Origin of the sequence: Pseudomonas sp. IT-347P (assembly GCF_949768005.1) — a bacterium.
GTDB lineage: Bacteria > Pseudomonadota > Gammaproteobacteria > Pseudomonadales > Pseudomonadaceae > Aquipseudomonas.
The window spans coordinates 69,999-94,164 of sequence record NZ_CATKPQ010000033.1; the positions used below are offsets into that span (position 1 = coordinate 69,999).

Below are 24,166 nucleotides of genomic sequence, written 5' to 3' on the forward strand. Positions count from 1 at the left end.
TGTGGATAACCTGTGTACGATTTTGTTGAAAAGGCTTGAATACTCACACTAAGCGGTTGATTTACCTATATATTTCTCAAGCTCATAAAACACCGTAAAAGGTGCATAAGTTTTTTTAGGATGTAAAAAACCGGCTGATATAGCCGGTTTTTTTGTGCCCGTTCACTCGCGGATCAGCGGCAATTCGAGCAGGAACGTGGTGCCTTGTTCGACCACACTCCGGCATTCGATTTTGCCGCCATGGTGGTCGATCACTGCCTTGACCATCGACAGGCCCAGGCCCACGCCGTCGATCCCTTGTGCCGAGGAAAAGCGTCGGTACTGGCTGAACAGATCAGGTAACTCTTGTTCGGCGATGCCTTTGCCCTGATCCGTCAGTTCGCAACGTAGCCACTCTTCGTGGCAACTGACCCGCAGTTGAATAGAGGTCTCCACCGGACTGTACTTGATCGCATTCTCCAGCAGATTGAACAATGCACGCGTGAGTAATCCCTGATCAGCCATGATCAGGCGCTCCTGGGATTGTTCATCCATGTCGTGCAGCAGTTCGATGCGTTTCTGCTGGGCGATGGGCAACGCCTGATCCAGCACATCCAGCACCAACATCGCGAACAGGCTCGGCTGGAACTGATAGGTCTCGGACTCGGCCCGCGCCAGCAAGACGAAACCATCGGTCAGATCCAGCGCGCGACGCACCTGGCGCTCGATCTGGTCGAATAACGGCGAATCCGCCCCGGCCTGATGGCGATGAACATCGAGGAGGGCGAGGATGGCCGAATGCGGGGCACGCAGGTCGTGGGAAAGAAAGCGCAGTAATACTCCGCGTTGTTCCTCGGCAGCACGTTCGGCGCTGAGATCGGTGAGGCTCAGCAGCCAACCGATTGGCGTGTCCCCGTCCACCGGCAGCAGGGCGGCACGCTCCAGGCGCAGGCTGCGTTCCTTGTGATCGCGAAACTCCAACAACGGCATGGCCGACAGTGACGTTCGCGGCTCTGTGGACAACTCCGGGTAACCGAGGCGCGCCAATTGCTCGAGGACGTCGTCCCCCACCAGATTGTGGTCGAATAGTTGGCGAGCCTTGCGATTGCCCAACAGGATCTGGCCTCTGGGATCGCTGATCAGTGTGGCGACGGGCAAGTACTCCAGACCGTCGGCAATAAAGCGCCGGGTATCGCGGGTGCGACTCATGGCCTGTTCAAGCGCCATGATCTGCCCCTGCAAGCGATCAGCCCCGGTAAATTGCGTACGACGACGTTCGGGGAAAACTTTCGGCTCGCTGTCCAGCCGCGACAGCTCCCAGCCGAAATACGTCAACACCACGCTCAGACGCCGCCAGTTCCAGATCAAATAGCCGAACAACATACCCAGCACCGCCGGTGTCGGCGACCACCAGCGGTGCATTTCCGCCAGTCCGGCACTGGTCAGCAGCCCGCACGCCATGCCAATCAACGTTAGCCAAAGTGCCCATCGTGGTCGCCACAGCAGCAACCCGAGGACACAGGCCACCAGCCCTACCGATAACAACGCTCCCGTAACAGGCGTTGCATCGTGCAGATTGACCTGAGCGCGATACGACAACAGCGCAGTCAGCGGCAACAGCACTAGACTTATCCACAACCACTCGCGTACCAGCTGTCGAAACAGTCGCTGCACTTGGCTCGGCTCACGGCTTTCACGCCGACGATGATTGTTCATGGGGAAAAAGGGCAGGGCAGGGTGAATGGTTTCATAGGTCACAGGTCTGAGACGTAGACCGAAGAATCATAGCGGACGTCGATCAATGGCGGATCGCTTCTTTCACGGCAATGGCCGAGCGACTATGGTTATCAGCCAACAGCCCAGCAACAAGGAACCTTCGCCAATGCGTGTTGCGATACTGGACGACGAACCCGCCGAACTGCGCCGGGTCGAGCAGACCCTGCAGCAAATGGCCGACGCTGGCGAGCAGCCGTGGTCGCTGCACAGCTTCGAGCGTGGTGAAGACCTGCTGCGCCAACTGCGCCGGGAAACCTTCGACCTGCTGATTCTCGACTGGCAACTGCCCGACCTCACCGGCCTGGCGCTGCTGCGTTGGACTCGCGAACACATGGAAGCACCGCCGGCGGCGATCATGCTGACCAGTCGCGATGGCGAGAGCGATATCGTCCAGGCCTTGAACGCTGGCGCCGATGATTACGTGAGTAAACCGTTCCGTCCCAATGAACTGAAAGCCCGCGTTGCCGCAGTGCTACGTCGGCACAGCCAGCCACGCAGCGCCACGAATGAAGCGCTGAGCTTCAATGACCTGACGTTTGATGATGCGGAACTGACCGTCATCCGCGAGGGCAAACCTATCGTCATGACTGAGCGGGAGTATCGACTCGCCCGGTGCCTGTTCAGCAATCTGGGCCGACCGTTGTCGCGGGATTATCTGTATGAACGGTTTTGGCCGCATGAGGAAATAGCGTCTTCGCGACCGCTGGATACGCATATCTATCGGCTGCGTAACAAGTTGGGGCTGACGGCGGATCGGGGTTGGCAGTTGCTGACGATTTATGGATATGGATATCGATTGGAGAGTGTGGCGTCGGCGTCTGAATAAAGTCAAAGATTGCAGCCTGCGGCAGCTCCTACATGGATTACCTGTAGGAGCTGCCGCAGGCTGCGATCTTTTGATCTGCCAATAAAAAAGGCCAACGCAATGCGTCGGCCTTTTTTGTTTGACGCAAACCGGGATCAGAAATCCAGATTGGAAACCGCCAACGCATTGCTCTCGATGAAGTCACGGCGAGGTTCGACCGCATCACCCATCAGGGTGTTGAAGATCTGATCGGCGCCAATGGCATCTTCGATGGTGACTTTCAGCATGCGGCGCACGCTTGGGTCCATGGTGGTTTCCCACAGCTGATCCGGGTTCATTTCGCCCAGACCTTTGTATCGCTGAATGGTGTGGCGCTTGGTGCTTTCGGCCATCAACCAGTCCAGGGCTTCCTTGAACTCGGTGACCGCTTTCTTGCGCTCGCCACGCTGGATGTACGCGCCTTCGTCTAGCAGGGTGCTCAGTTGAGCGCCAAGGGTGACGACGGTTTTGTAGTCGTTGCTGCCGAAGAAGTCGCGGTTGAAGGTGACGTAGTTCGACAGGCCGTGGGAGATCAGTTCGACCTCTGGCAGCCATACACCACGTTCACGGTCTTCGCGCAGGCTGGCCTTGTAGACCAGACCCGACTTCTCGACGGTGCGCAGACGCACTTCGTACTGGGCCAGCCAGTCCTGCATCTTGGCGTGATCGCCAAGCATTTCCAGGCTCACGGCCGGCAGGTAGATGAAGTGCTCGGTCAGCTCCTGCGGGTACAGGCGCGACAGACGCTTGAGGGTCTTCATCACCATGCGGAAGTCGTTTACCAGACGCTCCAAGGCTTCACCGGAAATACCAGGAGCCTCCTCGTTCAGGTGCAGGCTCGCGTCTTCAAGGGCCGACTGCGTCATGTACTCTTCCATGGCGTCGTCGTCTTTGATGTATTGCTCTTGCTTGCCTTTCTTGACCTTGTACAGCGGCGGCTGGGCGATGTAGATGTAGCCGCGCTCGATCAGCTCCGGCAACTGACGGAAGAAGAAGGTCAGCAGCAAGGTACGGATGTGCGAACCGTCGACGTCAGCATCGGTCATGATGATGATGTTGTGATAGCGCAGCTTGTCGATGTTGTACTCTTCGCGACCGATGCCGCAGCCCAGCGCGGTGATCAGCGTGCCCACTTCCTGGGACGAGATCATCTTGTCGAAGCGCGCCTTCTCGACGTTAAGGATCTTGCCCTTCAACGGCAGGATCGCCTGGGTCTTGCGGTTACGTCCCTGCTTGGCAGAGCCGCCCGCGGAGTCACCTTCCACGAGGTACAGTTCGGACAGCGCCGGATCTTTTTCCTGGCAGTCAGCGAGCTTGCCCGGCAGACCGGCGATGTCCAGCGCGCCTTTGCGACGGGTCATCTCACGGGCCTTGCGCGCAGCTTCACGGGCACGGGCAGCGTCGATCATCTTGCCGACGACCAGCTTGGCTTCGTTCGGGTTTTCCAGGAGGAAGTCGGAGAAATACTTGCCCATCTCCTGCTCGACTGCGGTCTTCACTTCGGAAGACACCAGCTTGTCTTTGGTCTGCGAGCTGAACTTCGGATCCGGCACTTTTACCGAGATGATCGCGGTCAGGCCTTCACGGGCATCGTCACCGGTGGTGGCGACTTTGTGCTTCTTCGCCAGACCTTCCTGCTCGATGTAGTTGTTCAGGTTCCGCGTCAGAGCCGAACGGAAGCCCACCAGGTGAGTACCGCCGTCGCGCTGCGGAATGTTGTTGGTGAAGCACAACAGGTTCTCGTTGAAGCTGTCGTTCCACTGCAGGGCGATTTCCACGCCGATGCCGTCTTCACGCTGGATGTTGAAGTGGAACACCTGGTTGACCGCAGTCTTGTTGGTGTTCAGGTATTCAACGAACGCACGCAGGCCGCCTTCGTACTTGAACAGCTCTTCCTTGCCGCTGCGCTCATCCTTGAGGACGATGCCGACACCGGAGTTGAGGAAGGACAGTTCACGAATGCGCTTGGCCAGGATGTCCCAGCTGAAGTGAATGTTCTTGAAGGTTTCACTGGAAGCCTTGAAGTGGATCTGGGTACCGGTGGTTTCGCTGTCGCCAACGATGGCCATCGGTGCCTGAGGTACGCCGTGGACGTAGGTCTGTTCCCAGATCTTGCCGCTGCGGCGAACGGTCAGAACCAGCTCTTCGGACAGAGCGTTCACTACCGACACACCTACACCGTGCAGACCGCCGGAAACTTTGTAGGAGTTGTCGTCAAACTTACCGCCAGCGTGGAGGACGGTCATGATGACCTCGGCGGCGGAAACGCCTTCCTCTTTGTGCACGTCTACCGGGATGCCACGACCATTGTCTTTAACGGTGATGGACTCATCCGGATGGATGATGATGCTGATGTCGTCGCAGTGGCCGGCGAGGGCTTCGTCGATCGAGTTGTCGACCACCTCGAACACCATGTGGTGCAGACCGCTGCCATCGTCGGTGTCACCAATGTACATACCGGGACGTTTGCGTACGGCATCCAGGCCTTTCAGCACTTTAATGCTCGTTGAGTCGTACGTATTTTCTTCGCTCAATGCCTTCACTCCCGATGGTCGTGGGTCTGGGTGATACGGCCCTGTTCCACGTGGAACAGAGCGACTGGCGTTTCCGTCTGCCAGCCTTCCCTCAATAATTCGTGATCTACACAGGTGATGAACACCTGGCAGCGTAAGTCTTCCAGCAAGCGGCACAGCGCACGACGGTGACTCTCGTCCAGCTCGGACGGCAAGTCATCCACCAGATAAATACACTGGCCGCGGCGGGCCTGGCTGACCAGATGCCCCTGGGCAATCCGCAATGCACAGACCACCAACTTCTGCTGACCCCGGGACAAAATGTCCGCGGCGTTGTGTGCGCCCAATCGAAGACGCAAATCAGCCCGCTGCGGTCCGGCCTGGGTATGGCCCATTTGCTGGTCCCGTTGCACGGAACCGGCCAATACGGCGCTCAGTTCCCGGTCTTTGTCCCAACCTCGGTAATAGCTGAGCGTCAAACCTTCGAGCTCAACCAGTTCGCTCAAGGTTTGTTCAAAGACTGGTTTCAAGGCTTTGATGTAAGCGCGGCGGTATTCATCGATTTCAGCGCTGGCCTGGCACAGTTCCCTGTCCCAAACCGCTTGCGAAACGGCGTCAAGTGTACCATGTCGCAGCCAGGAGTTTCTCTGGCGCAAGGCCTTCTGCAAACGCTGCCAGGTGGCCATGAAGCGCGGCTCGACGTGGAACACCCCCCAATCGAGAAACTGTCGACGAATCTTCGGCGCACCTTCGAGCAGACGGAAACTATCCGGGTTGATCAGTTGCAGCGGCAGGATCTCCGCCAGTTGCGCAGCGCTTCTGGCATTCTGGCCGTCGATGCGGATCTGAAATTCGCCCTGACGATCGCGGGAAATCCCTAACGCACTGTGGCCGCCCTCAGCCAATTCGACCTGACCGAACACGGTACAGGCGAGCTGTTCGTACTGGATGACCGGCAACAGCCGCGTGCTACGAAACGAACGGGCAAGCCCCAGCAGATGAATGGCCTCCAGAACACTGGTTTTGCCGCTGCCGTTGGCGCCGTAAAGAATGTTGATGCGGGGGGAGGGGGAGAAGGTCACCGGGTGCAGATTGCGCACCGCGGTGACCGAAACACGACTTAAAGACATCCAGGGTCAGCTGATTACAGACGCATCGGCATGACAACGTAAGCCGAATCGTCATTGTCGGACTCTTGCACCAGCGCACTGCTGTTGGAGTCGGACAGGATCAGACGCACCTGCTCGGTGGTCATCACGCCCAGCACGTCGAGCAAGTAGCTCACGTTAAAGCCGATTTCCAGAGAGCCGCCGTTGTATTCAACGCCCACTTCTTCTTCCGCTTCTTCCTGCTCCGGGTTGTTGGCCTGAATCTTCAACTGACCGCTGGCGAGTTGCAGACGGATGCCGCGGTATTTCTCGTTAGACAGAATCGCAGTACGGCTGAACGCTTCACGCAGCGCCTGGCGATCGCCCAATACCAGCTTGTCGCCACCCTTCGGCAGTACGCGCTCGTAATCCGGGAATTTGCCGTCGACCAGTTTCGAGGTGAAGGTAAACTCGCCAGTGGTCGCACGGATGTGGTGCTGACCCAATACGATGCTGACGTTGCCGTCCGGCTCGGTGAGCAGACGTGCCAGTTCAAGAATACCTTTGCGCGGCACGATCACCTGATGGCGATCCGGCTGGCCGATATCGGCTTTCATCGAGCACATGGCCAGACGGTGACCGTCGGTGGCCACAGCGCGGATGATGCCTTCGGACACTTCCAGCAGCATGCCGTTGAGGTAATAACGCACGTCCTGCTGAGCCATGGCGAAGCTGGTGCGTTCGATCAGACGACGCAGTTTGCTTTGCTCCAGGCTGCAGGTCAGAGAACCCGGGCCTTCTTCAACGGTCGGAAAATCGTTGGCTGGCAGCGTCGACAGAGTGAAACGGCTACGGCCGGCCTTCACGACCAGCTTCTGCTCGTCGACCTTGATGTCGATCAATGCATCGTTGGGCAGACTTTTGCAGATGTCCATCAGCTTGCGCGCAGGCACGGTGATGGAACCTGTTTCAGCCGGCTCCTCAAGTTGCACACGACCGACCAGCTCGACTTCGAGGTCGGTACCGGTCAGCGACAGTTGCTGGCCTTCGACAACCAGCAGCACGTTGGAGAGTACCGGCAAGGTCTGTCGGCGCTCGACGACGCCTGCGACCAGTTGCAGGGGTTTCAACAGGGCTTCGCGTTGAATGGTGAAATGCATGGTCTAGTCCCTTGCCTTAATAAGCTGCGCTGGTGTTCATCAAGTGGTCAGTGTACGCAGCAGGTTCTTGTAGTCCTCGCGGATGTCCGCGTCGGATTCCTTAAGTTCGTTGATCTTGCGGCAGGCGTGCAAAACGGTCGTGTGGTCGCGGCCACCAAACACATCGCCGATTTCCGGCAGGCTGTGGTTGGTCAGCTCCTTGGACAAAGCCATGGCGACCTGACGCGGACGAGCCACCGAGCGCGAACGGCGCTTGGACAGCAAGTCAGAGATCTTGATCTTGTAGTACTCGGCGACGGTACGCTGAATGTTATCCACAGAGACCAGTTTGTCCTGCAACGCCAACAGGTCTTTCAGGGATTCGCGAATCAGCTCGATGGTGATGTCGCGGCCCATGAAGTGCGAGTGGGCGATCACGCGTTTCAGCGCACCTTCCAGCTCACGGACGTTGGAGCGAATGCGCTGGGCAATGAAGAACGCGGCGTCGTGCGGCAACTCGACTTTGGCCTGATCAGCCTTCTTCATCAAGATCGCCACGCGGGTTTCCAGTTCCGGCGGCTCGACGGCCACCGTCAGGCCCCAGCCGAAGCGGGATTTAAGGCGCTCTTCAAGGCCTTCGATTTCTTTCGGATAGCGGTCACTGGTGAGAATGACCTGCTGGCCACCTTCAAGCAGGGCGTTGAAGGTGTGGAAAAACTCTTCCTGCGAGCGCTCTTTGCGGGCAAAGAACTGAATATCGTCGATCAGCAAAGCATCCACCGAACGGTAGAAACGCTTGAACTCGTTGATCGCGTTCAGTTGCAGCGCCTTGACCATGTCGGCCACGAAGCGCTCCGAATGCAGGTACACAACCTTGGCATTCGGGTTCTTCTTTAATAGATGGTTACCCACGGCGTGCATCAAGTGGGTTTTACCCAGACCGACGCCGCCATAAAGGAACAATGGGTTGTAACCGTGTTTGGGGTTGTCCGCCACTTGCCAGGCCGCCGCGCGGGCGAGCTGGTTGGATTTACCTTCGACGAAATTTTCAAAGGTGAACGTGCGGTTCAGGTAACTGGTGTGCTTGAGTGCACCTTCGACCTGCACGGTGCGCTGTTCGGCGCGAACCGGGGCTTGTTGCGAAGCGGCGCCGGACATCGGATCGAAACTGTCGCGAGACGGTTCATCGCTGACTTCCGGGCTTTTCTGCGTCGAGCGCTTGGCCGTGGGCGCAGGCGTCTGCGTGGGGGCCGGCGTGTTCACAGGCGCGACATTGGCCTGAGCCTGGGAAACCTGCGCGGCGGCCAGCGGTGCATTAGGCGCGGCACGCGGTGCCGAGCTGCGCTTGCTGCCTATTAATAAGGAGAGCGCCGGCGCCATGCCGTTGCCATGCTCATCCAGCAGTTCAAGGACGCGGCCCAGGTACTTTTCGTTGACCCAGTCCAGCACAAAACGGTTCGGTGCGTAGACGCGCAACTCGTCGCCTTCGGCTTCGACCTGTAGTGGACGGATCCAGGTGTTGAATTGTTGGGCAGGCAGCTCCTCGCGCAAAAGCTCCACGCACTGCTGCCAAAGTTCCACTGACACGGATATCCCCTAAGTTGAAAGCCGGTGAGGCAAAAACAAGCGGCCATTGTAGCGGCGAGCCGTCCACTTATCCACATGCAGGTTGCGCGGCGATCATGATTTATCAATGGGTTGACCGAGGAAAAAGCGACCAACGGTGCGTGAATAAGCTCTGTGGATAACCGTCTCTAAGGGCACTGGACAACTGGGGGTTGAACTCAGTGGATAACCTGCCTGTGGATAACAGGCCTTTCCACACACAGGTTATCCGACAGCGCAGCACAGGCTGAACACGGTTTTCCACTGTAGTTGTCATTCTCTGTACATCAAGACCGATAAGGGCTCATGCCACTTATCCACAGAAGAAGTCGTGCCTAGCTTTTACAAGCTTTACAGAAAAGCTTTAAATAATTCCCTTCTTTATTTTTATGTTTGGCAGACAGGCTTTCAGTCAGAGAGAGCCTCGAGATCTATTTATAAGGAAACGCTGGTTGGAAATTGACCTGAAGGCGTGCTTTCTCTAGAATCCCCGGTCTCTTAAAACGGGGGCCATTCCGGCCCGTTGTGGACGAACCAGGTAACACGACATGAAACGTACTTTCCAACCAAGCACTATCAAACGCGCTCGTACCCACGGTTTCCGTGCTCGCATGGCTACCAAGAACGGCCGCGCAGTCCTGTCGCGTCGTCGCGCCAAAGGTCGTGCGCGTCTGGCAGTTTGATAATCCGGTACTGGAGGTGAGTCAGGACTTCAGTCGGGAAAAGCGTCTGCTTACCCCCCGGCATTTCAAGGCAGTCTTTGACTCCCCTACCGGCAAGGTTCCGGGGAAAAATCTCCTGCTCCTTGCACGCAACAACGATCTTGATCACCCCCGTCTCGGGCTGGTTATCGGGAAAAAGAGCGTAAAGCTCTCCGTTGAGCGCAATCGCCTCAAACGTTTGATGCGCGAATCATTCCGTCTGCACCAGGATTCACTGGTCGGCTGGGATATCGTTATCGTCGCGCGCAAAGGTCTGGGCGATGTAGAAAACCCCGAATTGATTCAGCATTTCGGCAAGCTCTGGAAGCGTCTGGCACGCAGCAAGCCAGTTCCAGAAGTCAAAACCGAAACTGTAGGGGTAGACAGTACCGATGCGTAAACTGGCACTCGTTCCGATCCAGTTTTATCGCTATGCCATTAGTCCTTTGATGGCCAGCCACTGTCGTTTCTACCCCAGTTGTTCCTGCTACGCGTATGAAGCCATCGAAAATCATGGCCTTCTGCGCGGTGGCTGGCTGACCTTTCGTCGTTTAGGTCGCTGTCATCCGTGGAATCCCGGTGGTTATGACCCGGTTCCACCTATCCCTACCTCCCGTTCTTCTTCGATGGCCGAGTAATCATGGATATCAAACGCACGATCCTGATCGTCGCCCTGGCAATCGTGTCCTACGTTATGGTTCTTAAATGGAACCAGGACTATGGCCAGGCTGCCCTGCCGACTCAGAATGTTGCTTCCAGTACGACTACATCCGGTTTGCCGGATACCGCCACTGGCAATAATGCTGCCGCCAGTGACGATATTCCGCGCGCCGCTAGCGATACCAGCGCACCTGCCGAAACTCCGGTAGCCGCCAGCAAGGATCTGATCCAGATCAAAACCGACGTGCTTGATCTCGCGATCGATCCACAAGGTGGTGATGTTGCTCAACTGACCTTGCCTTTGTATCCACGTCGTCAGGATCGTCCTGATGTTCCGTTCCAGCTGTTCGATAACGGCGGTGAACGTGTTTATCTGGCACAAAGTGGTCTGATCGGCACCAACGGCCCGGACGCAAATCCGGCTGGGCGCCCTGTCTACTCCGCCGAGAAGAAGATTTATCAACTGGCTGACGGTCAGGACCAACTGGTCGTCGACCTGAAGTTCAGCAAGGACGGCGTCAATTACATCAAGCGTTTCACTCTGAAGCGTGGCCTGTATGACGTCGCCGTTTCCTACATTGTGGATAACCAGAGCGCTCAGCCCTGGAATGGCGCGATGTTCGCCCAGTTGAAGCGCGACAATAGCGCTGATCCTTCGTCCACTACTGCTACTGGCACCGCGACTTACCTGGGCGCTGCCCTGTGGACAAGTTCGGAGCCGTACAAGAAAGTGTCCATGAAGGACATGGACAAGGCGCAACTGAAAGAAACCGTCACTGGCGGTTGGGTAGCCTGGCTGCAACACTACTTCGTGACTGCGTGGATTCCGGGCAAGGGCGAAAACAACATCGTCCAGACCCGTAAAGACAGCAAAGGCAACTACATCATCGGTTACACCGGTCCTACGCTGACCGCTGCTCCGGGCGCCAAAGTTGAAACCAGCGCTGTGCTGTACGCGGGTCCGAAAAGCCAGGCTGTATTGAAAGAGTTGTCCCCAGGTCTGGAACTGACCGTCGACTACGGCATTCTGTGGTTCATTGCCCAGCCAATCTTCTGGCTGCTGCAACACATCCACGCCATTGTCGGTAACTGGGGCTGGTCGATCATCTTCCTGACCATGCTGATCAAGGGTCTGTTCTTCCCCCTGTCGGCTGCCAGTTACAAATCGATGGCGCGCATGCGTGCCGTTGCGCCGAAACTGGCTGCTCTGAAAGAGCAACATGGCGATGACCGGCAGAAAATGTCGCAAGCCATGATGGAGCTGTACAAGAAAGAGAAGATCAATCCGCTGGGCGGCTGCTTGCCGATCCTTGTGCAGATGCCGGTTTTCCTTTCGCTGTACTGGGTTCTGCTGGAAAGCGTGGAGATGCGTCAGGCGCCGTTCATGCTGTGGATCACTGACCTGTCGATCAAGGATCCATTCTTCATCCTGCCGATCATCATGGGCGCAACCATGTTCATCCAGCAGCAGTTGAACCCGACTCCGCCGGATCCGATGCAGGCGAAGGTCATGAAAATGATGCCAATCATCTTCACCTTCTTCTTCCTGTGGTTCCCTGCTGGTCTGGTGCTGTACTGGGTTGTGAACAACTGCCTGTCGATTGCACAACAGTGGTACATCACGCGTAAGATCGAAGCGGCGACGAAAAAAGCCGAGGCGTAACTTGCACTGTGGATAACACCACTCAAAACGCCCCCTAGTGGGGCGTTTTGCTATCTGCCACTTTTGTCTGGATTCCGGTTTATGAGCACACCTCGTGAAACCATCGCCGCTGTCGCCACCGCTCAAGGTCGCGGCGGTGTGGGCATCGTTCGTATTTCCGGGCCGCTGGCCAGCGTTGCAGCGAAAGCCATCAGCGGTCGCGAACTGAAACCGCGTTATGCCCATTACGGGCCGTTTTTCAGTGACGACCAACAAGTACTTGATGAAGGTCTGGCGTTGTATTTCCCGGGGCCGAACTCGTTTACCGGTGAAGACGTCCTGGAATTGCAGGGCCATGGTGGCCCGATCGTTCTGGACATGTTGCTCAAGCGTTGCCTGGAGTTGGGTTGCCGCTTGGCCCGTCCGGGCGAATTCAGCGAACGCGCCTTCCTCAATGACAAACTCGACCTGGCCCAGGCCGAGGCAATTGCCGATTTGATCGAAGCCAGTTCTGCACAGGCTGCGCGTAATGCCCTGCGTTCATTGCAGGGCGCATTTTCCCAACGTGTGCATAACTTGACCGAACAGCTGATCGGTCTGCGCATCTATGTCGAAGCTGCTATCGACTTCCCGGAAGAAGAAATTGATTTCCTTGCCGATGGCCACGTACTGAGCATGCTCGATAAGGTGCGCAACGAGTTATCCACAGTACTGCGTGAAGCCGGGCAGGGCGCCTTGTTACGTGACGGTATGACCGTGGTGATTGCCGGTCGTCCGAATGCCGGCAAATCCAGTCTGTTGAATGCTTTGGCCGGTCGCGAAGCTGCAATCGTGACGGAGATTGCCGGCACCACGCGGGATATCCTGCGCGAACATATCCACATCGACGGTATGCCACTGCACGTTGTCGATACTGCAGGTCTGCGTGATACCGATGATCATGTGGAAAAGATCGGTGTTGAACGGGCATTGAAGGCTATTGGTGAAGCCGATCGGGTGTTGCTGGTGGTCGATGCAACCGCTCCGGAAGCACTGGATCCGTTTGCGTTGTGGCCGGAATTCCTCGAAACCCGTCCGGATCCAGCGAAAGTCACGCTGATTCGCAACAAAGCGGATCTGACCGGCGAAGCAATTGCCCTCGAAACCAGTGAAGACGGGCATGTGACGATCAGTCTGAGTGCCAAGTCGGCCGGTGAAGGGCTGGACTTGCTGCGTGACCATCTGAAAGCCTGCATGGGTTACGAGCAAACCTCGGAAAGCAGCTTCAGCGCACGCCGCCGCCATTTGGAGGCTTTACGTCACGCCAGCGCCGCGCTGGAACACGGCCGTGCGCAGCTGACTTTGGCTGGCGCTGGTGAACTGCTCGCCGAAGATTTGCGTCAGGCCCAACATTCCCTCGGGGAAATAACCGGAGCCTTTAGCTCGGATGATCTGTTGGGAAGAATCTTTTCCAGCTTCTGCATCGGCAAATGACAAAAAGGGGCTGTGGACAATTTATCCACAGCCCCTTTTTCGTTTACCAGTTGTAAGACACCGTACCGAGCAAGGTGCGGTCCTCGCCCCAATAACAACGGCCAGCATCGTTGCATCCCGACACATATTCCTTGTCAAACAGGTTCTTCGCATTCAGGTCGACGCTCCAGTGCGTGTCGATCTGATAACCGATCGCCGCATCCACCAAGGTGACATCGCCGGCATCGAGCTTCCCGTACAGCGACGGCGAGGTGTAGGCGAATGCACTGTCGAAGTAACGCACACCACCACCAAGGTACAAACCCTTCAGATCGCCATCGAAGAATCGGTACTTGGCCCAGACCGAAGCCTGATTACGCGGCACGCCGGTCATTTGATGGCCTTTGACCAGCGAGGTCGCGGCGTCCTTGGTGATCCGTGCGTCGGTGTAAGTGTAGGCCGCCGTCACGTTGAGGTTTTGGGTCAGGTTGCTGTTCAGTTCCAGTTCCACTCCCTTGGAACGGCTTTCGCCGACCTGACGATAGGTCGCTGTCGTCGAGTCGAAGTAGGTGTCGTCCTTTTTGCGCAGGTCATACACCGACGCGGTGAACGCAGTATCCCAACCGATCGGCTCGTACTTCAGACCCACTTCGTATTGGCTGCTGGTGATCGGATCGAGCGGTGCGCCGGCATTGGAAATCTGCTGCACCGGCACGAATGAAGTGGAATAGCTGACATACGGCGTCATGCCGTTGTCGAACTGGTACATCACCCCGCCTTGATAAGTGAATTTCTTGTCCTCGGAGCTGATGTTGCTGCCCTTGGCCACCTTGTCGCGGAAATCACTGTCGACCCAGTCCTGACGACCGCCGAGCAGGAACAGCCAATGGTCGTACTTGCTCTGGATCTGTGCATAAACGCCTTTCATCTGTTGTTCGAGCAAGGTGTTTTGCACTGCGATCGGTGTGGTCGGGTCGCGCAGGTAAACCGGGTTGTAGATATCGATCGGTCCGACGATGCCGGCATTCCAGTCCTGATTGAACGATGTGCGGTCATAGCTGGCGCCGAACAGCACGGTGTTTTCCAGTTCGCCGACCTGGAATTTGCCTTCCAGTTGGTTATCCAGGGAGTACACCATTGATTTATTGAAGCGATCGTACGCAGTCATGTTCAGGCGCGTGCCGAACCCGGCGTTGTTGAGGTTGCCTGGCCAGGTTTCATGGCGGGTAATGCGCGACTGCATATAGCGCGAGTTCTGCCGGAACTGCCAGTCGCCGTTGAACGCGTGGCTGAACTCGTAACCGGTACTCCAGGTTTCCCGTTCGAAGGTGTTCCAGTCCGGGTCGCCGAGCATGGTGCCTTTGGATAACTTGCCATTTGGGTTGGTCAGCAATGTCCCGGCGGCCGGCAGGCCAAGTTCCATGTTGGTGTGATCCTTCTGGTAGTTAGCCAGCAGGGTCAAGGTGTTGAAATCGTCGAAATTCAGGGTCAGCGAAGGCGCGATGTAGAGACGGTCATCCGGCACGTGATCGGTCTGCGTGTCGGATTTGCGCCCGAGCATCACCACGCGCCCGAGCATATTGCCGCTGTCGTTGAGTGGCCCGGAGACATCGACGCCGATCTGCCGGCGATTGTTTGAGCCGTAACCCAGTTGCACTTCGCCTTGCGGTGCAGCGGTTGGCCGTTTGCTGACCAGATTGACCAGGCCGCCGGGGGCGTTTTCCCCATAGAGCAATGAGGACGGGCCACGGAAAATTTCCACCCGCTCAAGTCCGTAAGGCTCGGTGCTGGTGTCATACCGGTTGCCTTGCACACGCAGGCCATCGCGCAGCAGGCCGTAGCCGTAATCGGTGGCGTTGAAACCCCGTATGAAAAACAGATCGCCGGCCAGACTGTCGCCGGCGGCAAACGGAGGGGCAAAGATTCCCGGCACGTAGCCAAGCACCTCGGTGAGCGTCTGAGATTTCTGATCCTTCATGCGTTGCGCGGTTACGACTGACACCGAACGGGGCGTTTCCGACAGCGGTGTGCTGGTTTTCGTACCGATCCGACTGTTCTGCGCCTTGTAGCCAACGTCGGCGGCGTAATCCAGCGTCATAGGGTTGGCTAGCTGAGCATTGATGTTGGTCGGTGCCAGTTCCAGTGAATCACCATTGGGCAGCGCCTGCAGAATGTAGCTGCCCGGTGCCTGCGGTACGGCTTGCAAGCCCGAGCCTTGCAGCAGTTGAGCAAATCCCTGTTCAACGGTGAAGTTGCCGTTCAACCCCGCGCTGCGCAAGCGGCTGGTCTGTTGCGGCGAGAACGACAGAATCACGTTTGCGGCGGAGGCGAACTGGCTCAAAGCATTGTCCAGCGGTCCGGCGGCGATGACATAAGGCTGGGTGGCCGTCGCAGCGAACGCGCTATGGGTCATGACCACACAGGACGCTGCGCTGGTCATCAGTAGGCCGTACGTAATGCAGTGGTGGGAAAAACGCTGACGGAACGTGGGAAGACGCATGTGTGGATAAGCCCTGAAGGTGGCGAAGAGCCGCGTTTATCGCGATTACCTGTAGGGCCGGGTCAGGGCGAAAAAAGATAACCCCGTTTACGATTTATTTTTCCCCAGGTGTTTTCCGATCACGTGGTGTGGCTGATCGAGACCCAGTAACGAGTGAAATAACGCACGTTGATCGGCAACGATGCCTGGAGATTGGCCAGTACCGCATCGGTGGAATCAAGCCGGAAAGTACCGGAAACCCGCAGATCGCGCGCCCGACTATCGCAATGCAAAACCCCGCTGCGATAACGCCCTAGCTCTTCGATTACCTCTCCCAACCGTGCATCGAGGACAATCAACTGGCCGTTGGTCCACGCCACTGCCGGGGATTCAAAGGGAAGAAGACGTCCGATATGCCGACTATCAAAGTCAGCGCCTTCACCTGCTTTCAAGACCATCGCGGCCGTTGATGGATCAGCGGGTTGCACACTGACCCGATCTTCCAGCACGCCGACCCGCGTTGAGCCCGACAACTGATGCACAGAAAAACGCGTGCCCAACGCTTGAATGCGGCCATCGCGGTTTTCGACAAAAAATGGCCGCTGATCGCCAAGCTTGCCGGTTTGAATGAGGATCTCACCCGAGCGCAGGCGAATCAGGCGTTGCACCGCATCGAAGGACACATCAATGGCGGTATCGGTGTTGAGCTGGATCTGGGTGCCATCCGCCAGCGAAATGCTACGACGCTGACCAACACCGGTTTTGTAGTCGGCCCAGACATTGCCAATGGATGTATGTTGCTGAGCACTCCAGCCCAAGAACCCTGTGCCGGTCGCGAGCAGCAACAGCTTCAACACCTGACGTCGTTGCTGGCCGGTATTCAGCGCGCGACGTTTCAAGTCCTTCGGCAAAGTACCGAGATGTCGCTGCAATTGTTCCATCTGGTTCCACGCCGCCAAGTGCGCTGGATCGCTATCTATCCACAGCTGCCAGGCCTTCTGTTCGGCGAGCGTCGGCGGATCGGCCTGAAACTGCACGTACCAGCCGGCAGCGGCTTCGAACACTTTGCGGTTGGGGGCGATAGCCATCAGCGCTGCGCCATGATCAAGCTACATTCTGTCAGGGCGCGGATCATGTGCTTCTTTACTGTGGTCAGGGAAACCTTCAACTGCACAGCGATCTGTTGATAAGTCAGGCCGTCGATCTGCGAAAGCATGAAGATCTGCCGGGTTCGCGCGCCCAGGCCGGCCAAGGCTTTATCCACAGCGACCAGAGTTTCGATGATCAGCGCCTTGTCTTCTTCGCTGATGGCGGTGGCCTCTGGTCGAGCAGCCAAGGTCTGTAAGTAGGCGACTTCAATGGCCTGTCTTCGATATCGATCAATGACCAGGCCGCGTGCAATGGTCGCCAGATAATCCCGCGGTTCGCGAATCTGCGCGGCATTACGTGCAGCGAGAATTCGCACGAAGGTGTCATGCGCGACATCGGCAGCATCGCAGGCGTCATGCAATTTGCCCTTGAGCCATCCATATAGCCACGAATGGTGTTGCTCGTAGATGTGCTCGATCGCAGCGTGATGGGCGGGTAGGGACATAAGAGAAACTGACGAGTTAATGATAATGGCTATTATTAGCCTCTGTTACGTCCTCTCACAATAGCCCTTTCACTTCCCTCATTTGGTTCCAGTTCGTCACCGATCTTTCGGTGGCGCTTTTTTTTGCGCTCTGAAAAAGCCATTTGGTCGATTTTCTGTGGATTAAGCCCTGTGAATAACTGCCACTGAGGTCGGTTGATAACAGGGCCTCAAAACTGGATATAACTCCCTCTGTGGATAACCACCCCTTTCATCCACAGGCTTACACCGGTTATCCAAGGGCCTCATTGGCACATGGGCACAGGGTTTTAAAACTCTGTACATATTGAATATAAAGGCCTGTAGCGATCTATCCACAGAAAGGTGGTTCAGTAAGAATAAACATAAAAACAAAGGTTTTATAAATTTCTCTCTTTTTTATTCTTTTAACCTTGAGTTCTCCACAGCTGGTTAAATTTTGTGCAAAGGGTTCTTTAGGAAGGGCGAAGTCCCTATACTTGTCGACCAGGTCCAGAAACCTGATCTCAAACTATTCCTGATTGACCTACTTAAGCAGGCACGAGGTGCGTGGTGGATTTCCCTTCCCGTTTTGAAGTGATCGTCATCGGCGGCGGTCATGCCGGTACCGAGGCAGCACTGGCCTCAGCACGTATGGGGGCAAAAACCCTGTTGCTGACGCATAACGTGGAAACCCTCGGTGCCATGAGTTGCAACCCGGCCATCGGTGGCATCGGCAAGAGCCATCTGGTCAAGGAAATCGATGCCCTCGGCGGCGCGATGGCCACGGCCACCGATTTGGGCGGCATCCAGTTTCGCGTGTTGAACAGCCGTAAAGGCCCGGCCGTGCGTGCAACCCGTGCGCAAGCCGACCGGATTCTGTACAAGGCAGCTGTCCGCGAAATTCTGGAAAACCAGCCGAACCTGTGGATATTTCAACAAGCGGCTGATGACCTGATCGTCGAGCAGGAACAGGTCCGCGGTGTTGTCACGCAAATGGGTCTGCGCTTCTTCGCCGATTCAGTGGTGTTGACCACCGGCACGTTCCTTGGCGGACTTATCCACATCGGTTTGCAGAATTTTTCCGGCGGTCGCGCCGGTGATCCGCCCTCGATCGCCCTGGCTCACCGTCTGCGTGAACTGCCATTGCGTGTCGGTCGCCTGAAAACCGGTACGCCGCCGCGTATCGACGGCAAGTCTGTGGATTTCTCGGTTATGACCGAGCAACCCGGCGATACGCCGATCCCGGTGATGTCGTTCATGGGCAACAAGGAACAGCATCCACGCCAGGTCAGCTGCTGGATTACTCACACAAACGCCCGCACTCACGAAATCATTGCGGCTAACCTCGATCGTTCGCCGATGTATTCCGCTGCCGGTGAGATCGAAGGTATCGGCCCGCGCTATTGCCCGTCGATCGAAGACAAGATTCACCGCTTTGCCGACAAGGAAAGCCATCAGGTGTTTATCGAACCGGAAGGTTTGACCACCCATGAGCTGTATCCGAACGGGATATCCACAAGCTTGCCGTTCGATGTGCAATTGCAGATCGTGCAATCGATCCGCGGCATGGAAAACGCGCACATCGTGCGTCCGGGTTACGCGATCGAGTACGACTATTTCGATCCGCGGGATCTGAAGTACAGCCTGGAAACCAAAGTCATCGGCGGTCTGTTCTTCGCCGGGCAAATCAACGGCACCACCGGTTATGAAGAAGCTGGCGCTCAGGGATTGCTCGCTGGCGCCAACGCTGCACTGCGCGCCAAGGGCAAAGAAGCCTGGTGCCCGCGTCGCGATGAGGCGTACATCGGCGTGTTGGTCGACGACCTGATCACTCTCGGCACCCAAGAGCCGTACCGCATGTTCACTTCCCGTGCCGAGTACCGGCTGATCCTCCGTGAGGACAACGCCGACCTGCGTCTGACCGAAAAAGGTCGCGAGCTCGGCCTGGTCGATGACGCGCGTTGGGCGGCCTTCTGCAAGAAGCGCGAAAGCATCGAGCTGGAAGAACAGCGCCTGAAAAGCACTTGGGTTCGCCCGAATACGCCGCAAGGTGATGCGATTGCCGAGAAATTCGGCACGCCGCTGACCCACGAATACAACTTGCTCAATCTCTTGAGTCGTCCGGAAATCGACTACGCTGGTCTGGTCGAAGTGACTGGCAACGGCGCCGAAGATCCACAGGTCGCCGAACAGGTTGAAATCAAGACCAAGTACGCTGGTTACATCGACCGTCAACAGGACGAAATCGCCCGTTTGCGCGCCAGTGAAGACACGCAATTGCCTGTGGATATCGATTACACCAACATTTCCGGTCTCTCCAAGGAGATCCAGAGCAAGCTCGGCGCGACTCGTCCAGAGACGCTGGGCCAGGCCTCGCGGATCCCGGGCGTTACTCCGGCAGCGATTTCGCTGTTGATGATTCATTTGAAAAAACGCGGCGCGGGCCGTCAGTTGGAGCAAAGCGCTTGAGTTCTAAGGTCACTTCGCAACACGCCGAAGAGTTATCCACAGGAGCCCGCGCGCTCGGTGTCAATCTCACTGAAACCCAGCACGAATTGCTGCTGGGTTATCTGGCCTTGTTGATCAAATGGAACCAGGCCTACAACCTGACCGCTGTACGCGATCCGGACGAAATGGTGTCGCGGCACTTGCTCGATAGCCTGAGCGTGATGTCGTTCATCGAAAACGGTCGCTGGCTCGATGTTGGCAGCGGCGGCGGTATGCCGGGGATTCCGTTGGCGATCCTGTATCCGGACTCGCAAGTGACCTGCCTGGACAGCAACGGCAAGAAAACTCGTTTCCTGACCCAGGTCAAACTCGAACTCAAACTGGATAACCTGCAAGTTATCCACAGTCGTGTCGAAGCCTTCCAGCCTGCGCAGCCGTTCAACGGGATCATTTCCCGGGCGTTCAGCAGCATGGAAAACTTCACCAACTGGACTCGCCACCTCGGTGATGCCGATACACGCTGGCTGGCAATGAAGGGCGTTCATCCGGCCGATGAGCTGGTAGCATTGCCGGCAGACTTCAAACTCGATAGCGAACATGCCCTGGCCGTACCCGGTTGCCAAGGCCAACGCCATCTGCTGATACTGCGCCGCACGGCATGATTGGGAACACAAGCAAGAATGGCTAAGGTATTCGCGATAGCGAACCAGAAGGGTGGTGTGGGCAAGACCACCACCTGCATCAACCTCGCAGCATCGCTGGTCGCAACCAAGCGCCGGGTGCTGTTGATCGATCTCGATCCACAAGGCAACGCCACCATGGGTAGCGGTGTGGATAAACACGGCCTGGAAAACTCGGTTTACGACCTGCTGATCGGCGAATGCGATCTGGCCCAGGCCATGCACTATTCCGAGCACGGCGGTTATCAACTGCTGCCGGCCAACCGTGACCTGACCGCTGCGGAAGTGGTGCTGCTGGAAATGCAGATGAAGGAAAGCCGTTTGCGCAGCGCGCTGGCGCCGATCCGCGAAAATTACGATTACATTTTGATCGACTGCCCGCCGTCGCTGTCGATGCTCACGCTGAACGCACTGGTCGCCGCTGACGGGGTGATTATCCCTATGCAGTGTGAATACTTTGCCCTCGAAGGCTTGAGCGACCTTGTGGATAACATCAAGCGCATCGCTGAATTGCTCAATCCGAACCTGAAAGTCGAAGGCCTGCTGCGAACCATGTACGACCCGCGCCTGAGTCTGATGAACGACGTGTCGGCGCAGCTCAAGGAACACTTCGGCGATCAGCTCTACGACACGGTGATCCCGCGCAACATCCGTCTGGCCGAAGCGCCAAGCTACGGCATGCCGGCGCTGGCCTATGACAAGCAATCGCGTGGCGCCCTGGCCTATCTGGCCCTGGCGGGCGAGATGGTTCGCCGTCAGCGCAAAAATTCACGTATCGCCGCCGCTCAGGCAACTTAAGGAATCCCCATGGCCGTCAAGAAACGAGGTCTCGGACGTGGACTGGATGCACTGCTGAGTGGTCCGACGGTCAGCGCGCTGGAAGAACAAGCGGCGCAAGCTGACACCCGCGAGCTGCAACACCTGCCGCTGGACCTGCTGCAGCGCGGCAAATACCAGCCGCGCCGGGACATGGATCCGCAGGCGCTGGAAGAACTGGCAGCGTCGATCAAGGCTCAAGGTGTGATGCAGCCGATCGTGGTGCGCCCGATTGGCGGCGGCCGTTTCGAGATCATCGCCGGTGAACGCCGCTGGCGCGCAAGCCAGCAAGCCGGGCAGGAAACCATTCCGGCGATGGTGCGCGATGTGCCGGATGAAACCGCGATCGCTATTGCGCTGATCGAAAACATCCAGCGCGAAGATCTTAATCCGATCGAAGAAGCGGTGGCCCTGCAACGTTTGCAGCAGGAATTCCAGCTGACTCAGCAACAGGTCGCCGAGGCTGTGGGTAAGTCCCGCGTCACTGTGGCTAACCTGTTGCGGCTTATTGCACTGCCGGAAGTCATCAAGACCATGCTGTCCCACGGCGACCTGGAAATGGGTCATGCCCGTGCATTGCTCGGTCTGCCGGACAATCAGCAGGTTGAGGGGGCGCGACATGTTGTCGCACGCGGGCTGACCGTGCGCCAAACTGAGGCACTGGTTCGCCAGTGGTTGAGTGGTAAACCGGAGCCTGTGGAAGCGGCCAAACCTGACCCCGATATCGCCCGTCTCGAACAGCGTCTGGCCGAGCGCCTAGGCTCTGCGGTGCAGATTCGCCACGGGAAGAAGGGAAAGGGTCAGTTGGTGATTGGTTACAACTCACTCGATGAGCTTCAAGGTGTGCTCGCACACATCCGCTGAAACATTTCCTCATGTAGCGCGCAGTCGGAAATCACTACCTGACAGTTGAATAGGGGCAGAACCGCCCCTATACTCTGCGCGCATTTTGTCGGCACAAATTATGCCAAGTTATTGAATTCTGGCAGCCGACCATTGGAGAGCAAACGTGATGGAAACCCGCAAGCCAAACCGCCTGCCGTTCCATCGCCTGGCGGTTTTTCCGGTGTTGATGGCTCAATTTGTCATTTTGCTCATTGCCGCTTTGGCGCTCTGGCAATGGCATGGAGTCGTTGCCGGATACTCGGGACTTTGCGGAGGCCTGATAGCCTTGCTGCCCAATGTTTATTTCGCTCACAAGGCATTTCGGTTTTCCGGCGCCCGAGCAGCCCAGTCCATCGTCCGGTCTTTTTATGCCGGCGAGGCAGGCAAACTGATTTTGACGGCAGTGCTCTTTGCACTGGTGTTTGCAGGTGTGAAGCCATTGGCGCCGATAGCAGTATTCGGCGTGTTCGTGCTGACTCAGTCGGTCAACTGGTTCGCTCCCCTGCTGATGAGAACAAGACTTTCGAGACCTTAGGGCGTTTGAGGCAACCATGGCAGAAACAACCGCTTCGGGCTATATCCAGCACCACTTGCAGAACCTGACCTTCGGTCAGCTACCTAACGGCGGCTGGGGCTTTGCCCATACCGCAGCAGAAGCCAAAGAAATGGGCTTCTGGGCTTTCCACGTCGATACTCTCGGCTGGTCGGTCGCGTTGGGTCTGATTTTCGTACTTCTTTTCCGCATGGCGGCAAAGAAAGCGACTTCGGGTCAGCCGGGTGCTTTGCAGAACTTCGTTGAAGTATTGGTCGAATTCGTCGATGGCAGCGTGAAAGACAGCTTCCATGGCCGCAGCCCGGTGATCGCACCGCTGGCACTGACCATCTTCGTCTGGGTGTTCCTGATGAACGCCGTCGACCTGGTACCGGTCGACTGGATTCCTCAGTTGGCCATCCTGATTTCCGGCGATCACCACATCCCGTTCCGCGCCGTGTCGACCACCGACCCGAACGCGACCCTGGGCATGGCGTTCTCGGTTTTCGCACTGATCATTTTCTACAGCATCAAGGTCAAGGGCATCGGCGGCTTCATCGGCGAACTGACCCTGCACCCGTTCGGCAGCAAGAACATCTTCGTTCAGGCTCTGCTGATCCCGGTGAACTTCCTGCTGGAATTCGTGACCCTGATCGCCAAGCCGATCTCTCTGGCTCTGCGTCTGTTCGGCAACATGTATGCCGGCGAGCTGGTGTTCATTCTGATCGCTGTGATGTTCGGCAGCGGCCTGCTCTGGCTGAGTGGCCTGGGCGTTGTCCTGCAGTGGGCGTGGGCGGTGTTCCACATCCTGATCATCACCCTGCAGGCGTTCATCTTCATGATGCTGACCATCGTCTACCTGTCGATGGCGCACGAAGAAAACCATTAAGGCCAGTCTCGACTAGTCTGATGTCCTTCCCGGTCAAACGGGAAGGGGCTCTTCACCGGGCACCTGAAACGATTTGTTTTACCGCTTTAATCTAAAAAACCTAAACCATACGACGTAAAAGTCGGGAGGAAAGATGGAAACTGTAGTTGGTCTAACCGCTATCGCTGTTGCACTGTTGATCGGCCTGGGCGCACTGGGTACCGCAATTGGTTTCGGCCTGCTGGGCGGCAAGTTCCTGGAAGGCGCAGCGCGTCAGCCAGAAATGGTTCCAATGCTGCAAGTTAAAATGTTCATCGTTGCCGGTCTGCTCGACGCCGTAACCATGATCGGTGTTGGTATCGCTCTGTTCTTCACCTTTGCGAACCCGTTCGTTGGTCAGATCGCTGGCTAATTACCCGGATTCTTCCGAGTAATTTGATGTGATGGACAACGTAACTGCGAGGT

21 protein-coding genes are annotated in these 24,166 nt (G+C 57.0%); 13 read left to right on the forward strand and 8 right to left on the reverse strand.

The window, feature by feature from the left end:
• Nucleotides 1-162 precede the first annotated feature (162 nt).
• Nucleotides 163-1,695: an ATP-binding protein gene (locus ACM6IV_RS13100; RefSeq protein WP_414870321.1), complete on the reverse strand. Its 1,533-nt coding sequence runs from the start codon at nucleotides 1,693-1,695 to the stop codon at nucleotides 163-165.
• Between the two features lie 166 nt (nucleotides 1,696-1,861).
• On the opposite strand from ACM6IV_RS13100, the gene ACM6IV_RS13105 reads away from it, so the two are divergent.
• A complete protein-coding gene (locus tag ACM6IV_RS13105) occupies nucleotides 1,862-2,581 on the forward strand; it encodes a response regulator transcription factor (protein ID WP_414870322.1) in 720 nt (239 codons plus the stop codon).
• Between the two features lie 134 nt (nucleotides 2,582-2,715).
• On the opposite strand, the gene gyrB is transcribed toward ACM6IV_RS13105, so the two are convergent.
• The 4 genes from gyrB to dnaA are packed head-to-tail and all read right to left on the reverse strand — an operon-like array spanning nucleotide 2,716 to nucleotide 8,926.
• Nucleotides 2,716-5,133, reverse strand: coding sequence for a DNA topoisomerase (ATP-hydrolyzing) subunit B (gyrB, locus tag ACM6IV_RS13110; protein ID WP_007960764.1), 2,418 nt, complete (start codon nucleotides 5,131-5,133; stop codon nucleotides 2,716-2,718).
• Nucleotides 5,134-5,138: 5 nt separating this feature from the next.
• Entirely contained in the window at nucleotides 5,139-6,242 is a 1,104-nt protein-coding gene (gene recF / locus ACM6IV_RS13115; RefSeq protein ID WP_003220208.1) for a DNA replication/repair protein RecF, read from the reverse strand.
• Nucleotides 6,243-6,256: 14 nt separating this feature from the next.
• Nucleotides 6,257-7,360, reverse strand: coding sequence for a DNA polymerase III subunit beta (gene dnaN, locus ACM6IV_RS13120; RefSeq protein ID WP_007911887.1), 1,104 nt, complete (start codon nucleotides 7,358-7,360; stop codon nucleotides 6,257-6,259).
• Between the two features lie 39 nt (nucleotides 7,361-7,399).
• Nucleotides 7,400-8,926, reverse strand: coding sequence for a chromosomal replication initiator protein DnaA (gene dnaA, locus ACM6IV_RS13125; RefSeq protein WP_414870323.1), 1,527 nt, complete (start codon nucleotides 8,924-8,926; stop codon nucleotides 7,400-7,402).
• Between the two features lie 566 nt (nucleotides 8,927-9,492).
• On the opposite strand from dnaA, the gene rpmH reads away from it, so the two are divergent.
• The 5 genes from rpmH (at nucleotide 9,493) to mnmE (ending at nucleotide 13,420) form a co-directional block, all read left to right on the forward strand.
• Complete coding sequence (gene rpmH, locus ACM6IV_RS13130) at nucleotides 9,493-9,627, forward strand: 50S ribosomal protein L34 (protein ID WP_003213577.1); 135 nt, start codon at nucleotides 9,493-9,495, stop codon at nucleotides 9,625-9,627.
• A gap of 16 nt (nucleotides 9,628-9,643) precedes the next feature.
• Nucleotides 9,644-10,045, forward strand: a complete 402-nt coding sequence (gene rnpA / locus ACM6IV_RS13135) for a ribonuclease P protein component (protein WP_016984072.1) — start codon at nucleotides 9,644-9,646, stop codon at nucleotides 10,043-10,045.
• Nucleotides 10,038-10,283, forward strand: a complete 246-nt coding sequence (yidD, locus tag ACM6IV_RS13140) for a membrane protein insertion efficiency factor YidD (protein WP_010465488.1) — start codon at nucleotides 10,038-10,040, stop codon at nucleotides 10,281-10,283. Before rnpA ends, yidD begins: the two co-directional genes overlap by 8 nt.
• Nucleotides 10,284-10,285: 2 nt before the next feature.
• Entirely contained in the window at nucleotides 10,286-11,968 is a 1,683-nt protein-coding gene (gene yidC / locus ACM6IV_RS13145; RefSeq protein ID WP_414870324.1) for a membrane protein insertase YidC, read from the forward strand.
• 81 nt (nucleotides 11,969-12,049) lie between these two features.
• Entirely contained in the window at nucleotides 12,050-13,420 is a 1,371-nt protein-coding gene (gene mnmE, locus ACM6IV_RS13150; protein WP_110718206.1) for a tRNA uridine-5-carboxymethylaminomethyl(34) synthesis GTPase MnmE, read from the forward strand.
• Between the two features lie 43 nt (nucleotides 13,421-13,463).
• Here the strand turns inward: mnmE and ACM6IV_RS13155 are convergent, their stop codons facing one another.
• The 3 genes from ACM6IV_RS13155 to ACM6IV_RS13165 all read right to left on the reverse strand — a co-directional run bounded on the left by ACM6IV_RS13155 (nucleotide 13,464) and on the right by ACM6IV_RS13165 (nucleotide 17,472).
• The gene (locus ACM6IV_RS13155; protein ID WP_414870325.1) at nucleotides 13,464-15,899 is read right to left on the reverse strand and encodes a TonB-dependent siderophore receptor; all 2,436 of its coding nucleotides are present in this window, start codon (nucleotides 15,897-15,899) and stop codon (nucleotides 13,464-13,466) included.
• Nucleotides 15,900-16,018: 119 nt separating this feature from the next.
• On the reverse strand, nucleotides 16,019-16,966 hold the full coding sequence (locus ACM6IV_RS13160) for a FecR domain-containing protein (protein WP_414870326.1): 948 nt from the start codon (nucleotides 16,964-16,966) through the stop codon (nucleotides 16,019-16,021).
• Nucleotides 16,966-17,472: a sigma-70 family RNA polymerase sigma factor gene (locus tag ACM6IV_RS13165; RefSeq protein WP_414870327.1), complete on the reverse strand. Its 507-nt coding sequence runs from the start codon at nucleotides 17,470-17,472 to the stop codon at nucleotides 16,966-16,968. The genes ACM6IV_RS13160 and ACM6IV_RS13165 overlap by 1 nt, the downstream gene beginning before the upstream one ends.
• 570 nt (nucleotides 17,473-18,042) lie before the next feature.
• On the opposite strand from ACM6IV_RS13165, the gene mnmG reads away from it, so the two are divergent.
• The 7 genes from mnmG (at nucleotide 18,043) to atpE (ending at nucleotide 24,113) form a co-directional block, all read left to right on the forward strand.
• Complete coding sequence (gene mnmG, locus ACM6IV_RS13170; RefSeq protein ID WP_414870328.1) at nucleotides 18,043-19,941, forward strand: tRNA uridine-5-carboxymethylaminomethyl(34) synthesis enzyme MnmG; 1,899 nt, start codon at nucleotides 18,043-18,045, stop codon at nucleotides 19,939-19,941.
• The gene (gene rsmG / locus ACM6IV_RS13175) at nucleotides 19,938-20,582 is read left to right on the forward strand and encodes a 16S rRNA (guanine(527)-N(7))-methyltransferase RsmG (protein ID WP_122604676.1); all 645 of its coding nucleotides are present in this window, start codon (nucleotides 19,938-19,940) and stop codon (nucleotides 20,580-20,582) included. The genes mnmG and rsmG overlap by 4 nt, the downstream gene beginning before the upstream one ends.
• A gap of 18 nt (nucleotides 20,583-20,600) precedes the next feature.
• On the forward strand, nucleotides 20,601-21,398 hold the full coding sequence (locus tag ACM6IV_RS13180; protein WP_008084406.1) for a ParA family protein: 798 nt from the start codon (nucleotides 20,601-20,603) through the stop codon (nucleotides 21,396-21,398).
• Between the two features lie 9 nt (nucleotides 21,399-21,407).
• The gene (locus tag ACM6IV_RS13185) at nucleotides 21,408-22,280 is read left to right on the forward strand and encodes a ParB/RepB/Spo0J family partition protein (RefSeq protein ID WP_250605570.1); all 873 of its coding nucleotides are present in this window, start codon (nucleotides 21,408-21,410) and stop codon (nucleotides 22,278-22,280) included.
• 148 nt (nucleotides 22,281-22,428) lie between these two features.
• A complete protein-coding gene (locus tag ACM6IV_RS13190) occupies nucleotides 22,429-22,836 on the forward strand; it encodes a F0F1 ATP synthase subunit I (protein WP_414870329.1) in 408 nt (135 codons plus the stop codon).
• A gap of 16 nt (nucleotides 22,837-22,852) precedes the next feature.
• Nucleotides 22,853-23,722, forward strand: coding sequence for a F0F1 ATP synthase subunit A (gene atpB, locus ACM6IV_RS13195; RefSeq protein WP_042607991.1), 870 nt, complete (start codon nucleotides 22,853-22,855; stop codon nucleotides 23,720-23,722).
• Between the two features lie 133 nt (nucleotides 23,723-23,855).
• The gene (atpE, locus tag ACM6IV_RS13200; protein WP_003097235.1) at nucleotides 23,856-24,113 is read left to right on the forward strand and encodes a F0F1 ATP synthase subunit C; all 258 of its coding nucleotides are present in this window, start codon (nucleotides 23,856-23,858) and stop codon (nucleotides 24,111-24,113) included.
• The last annotated feature ends 53 nt before the right edge of the window (nucleotides 24,114-24,166 follow it).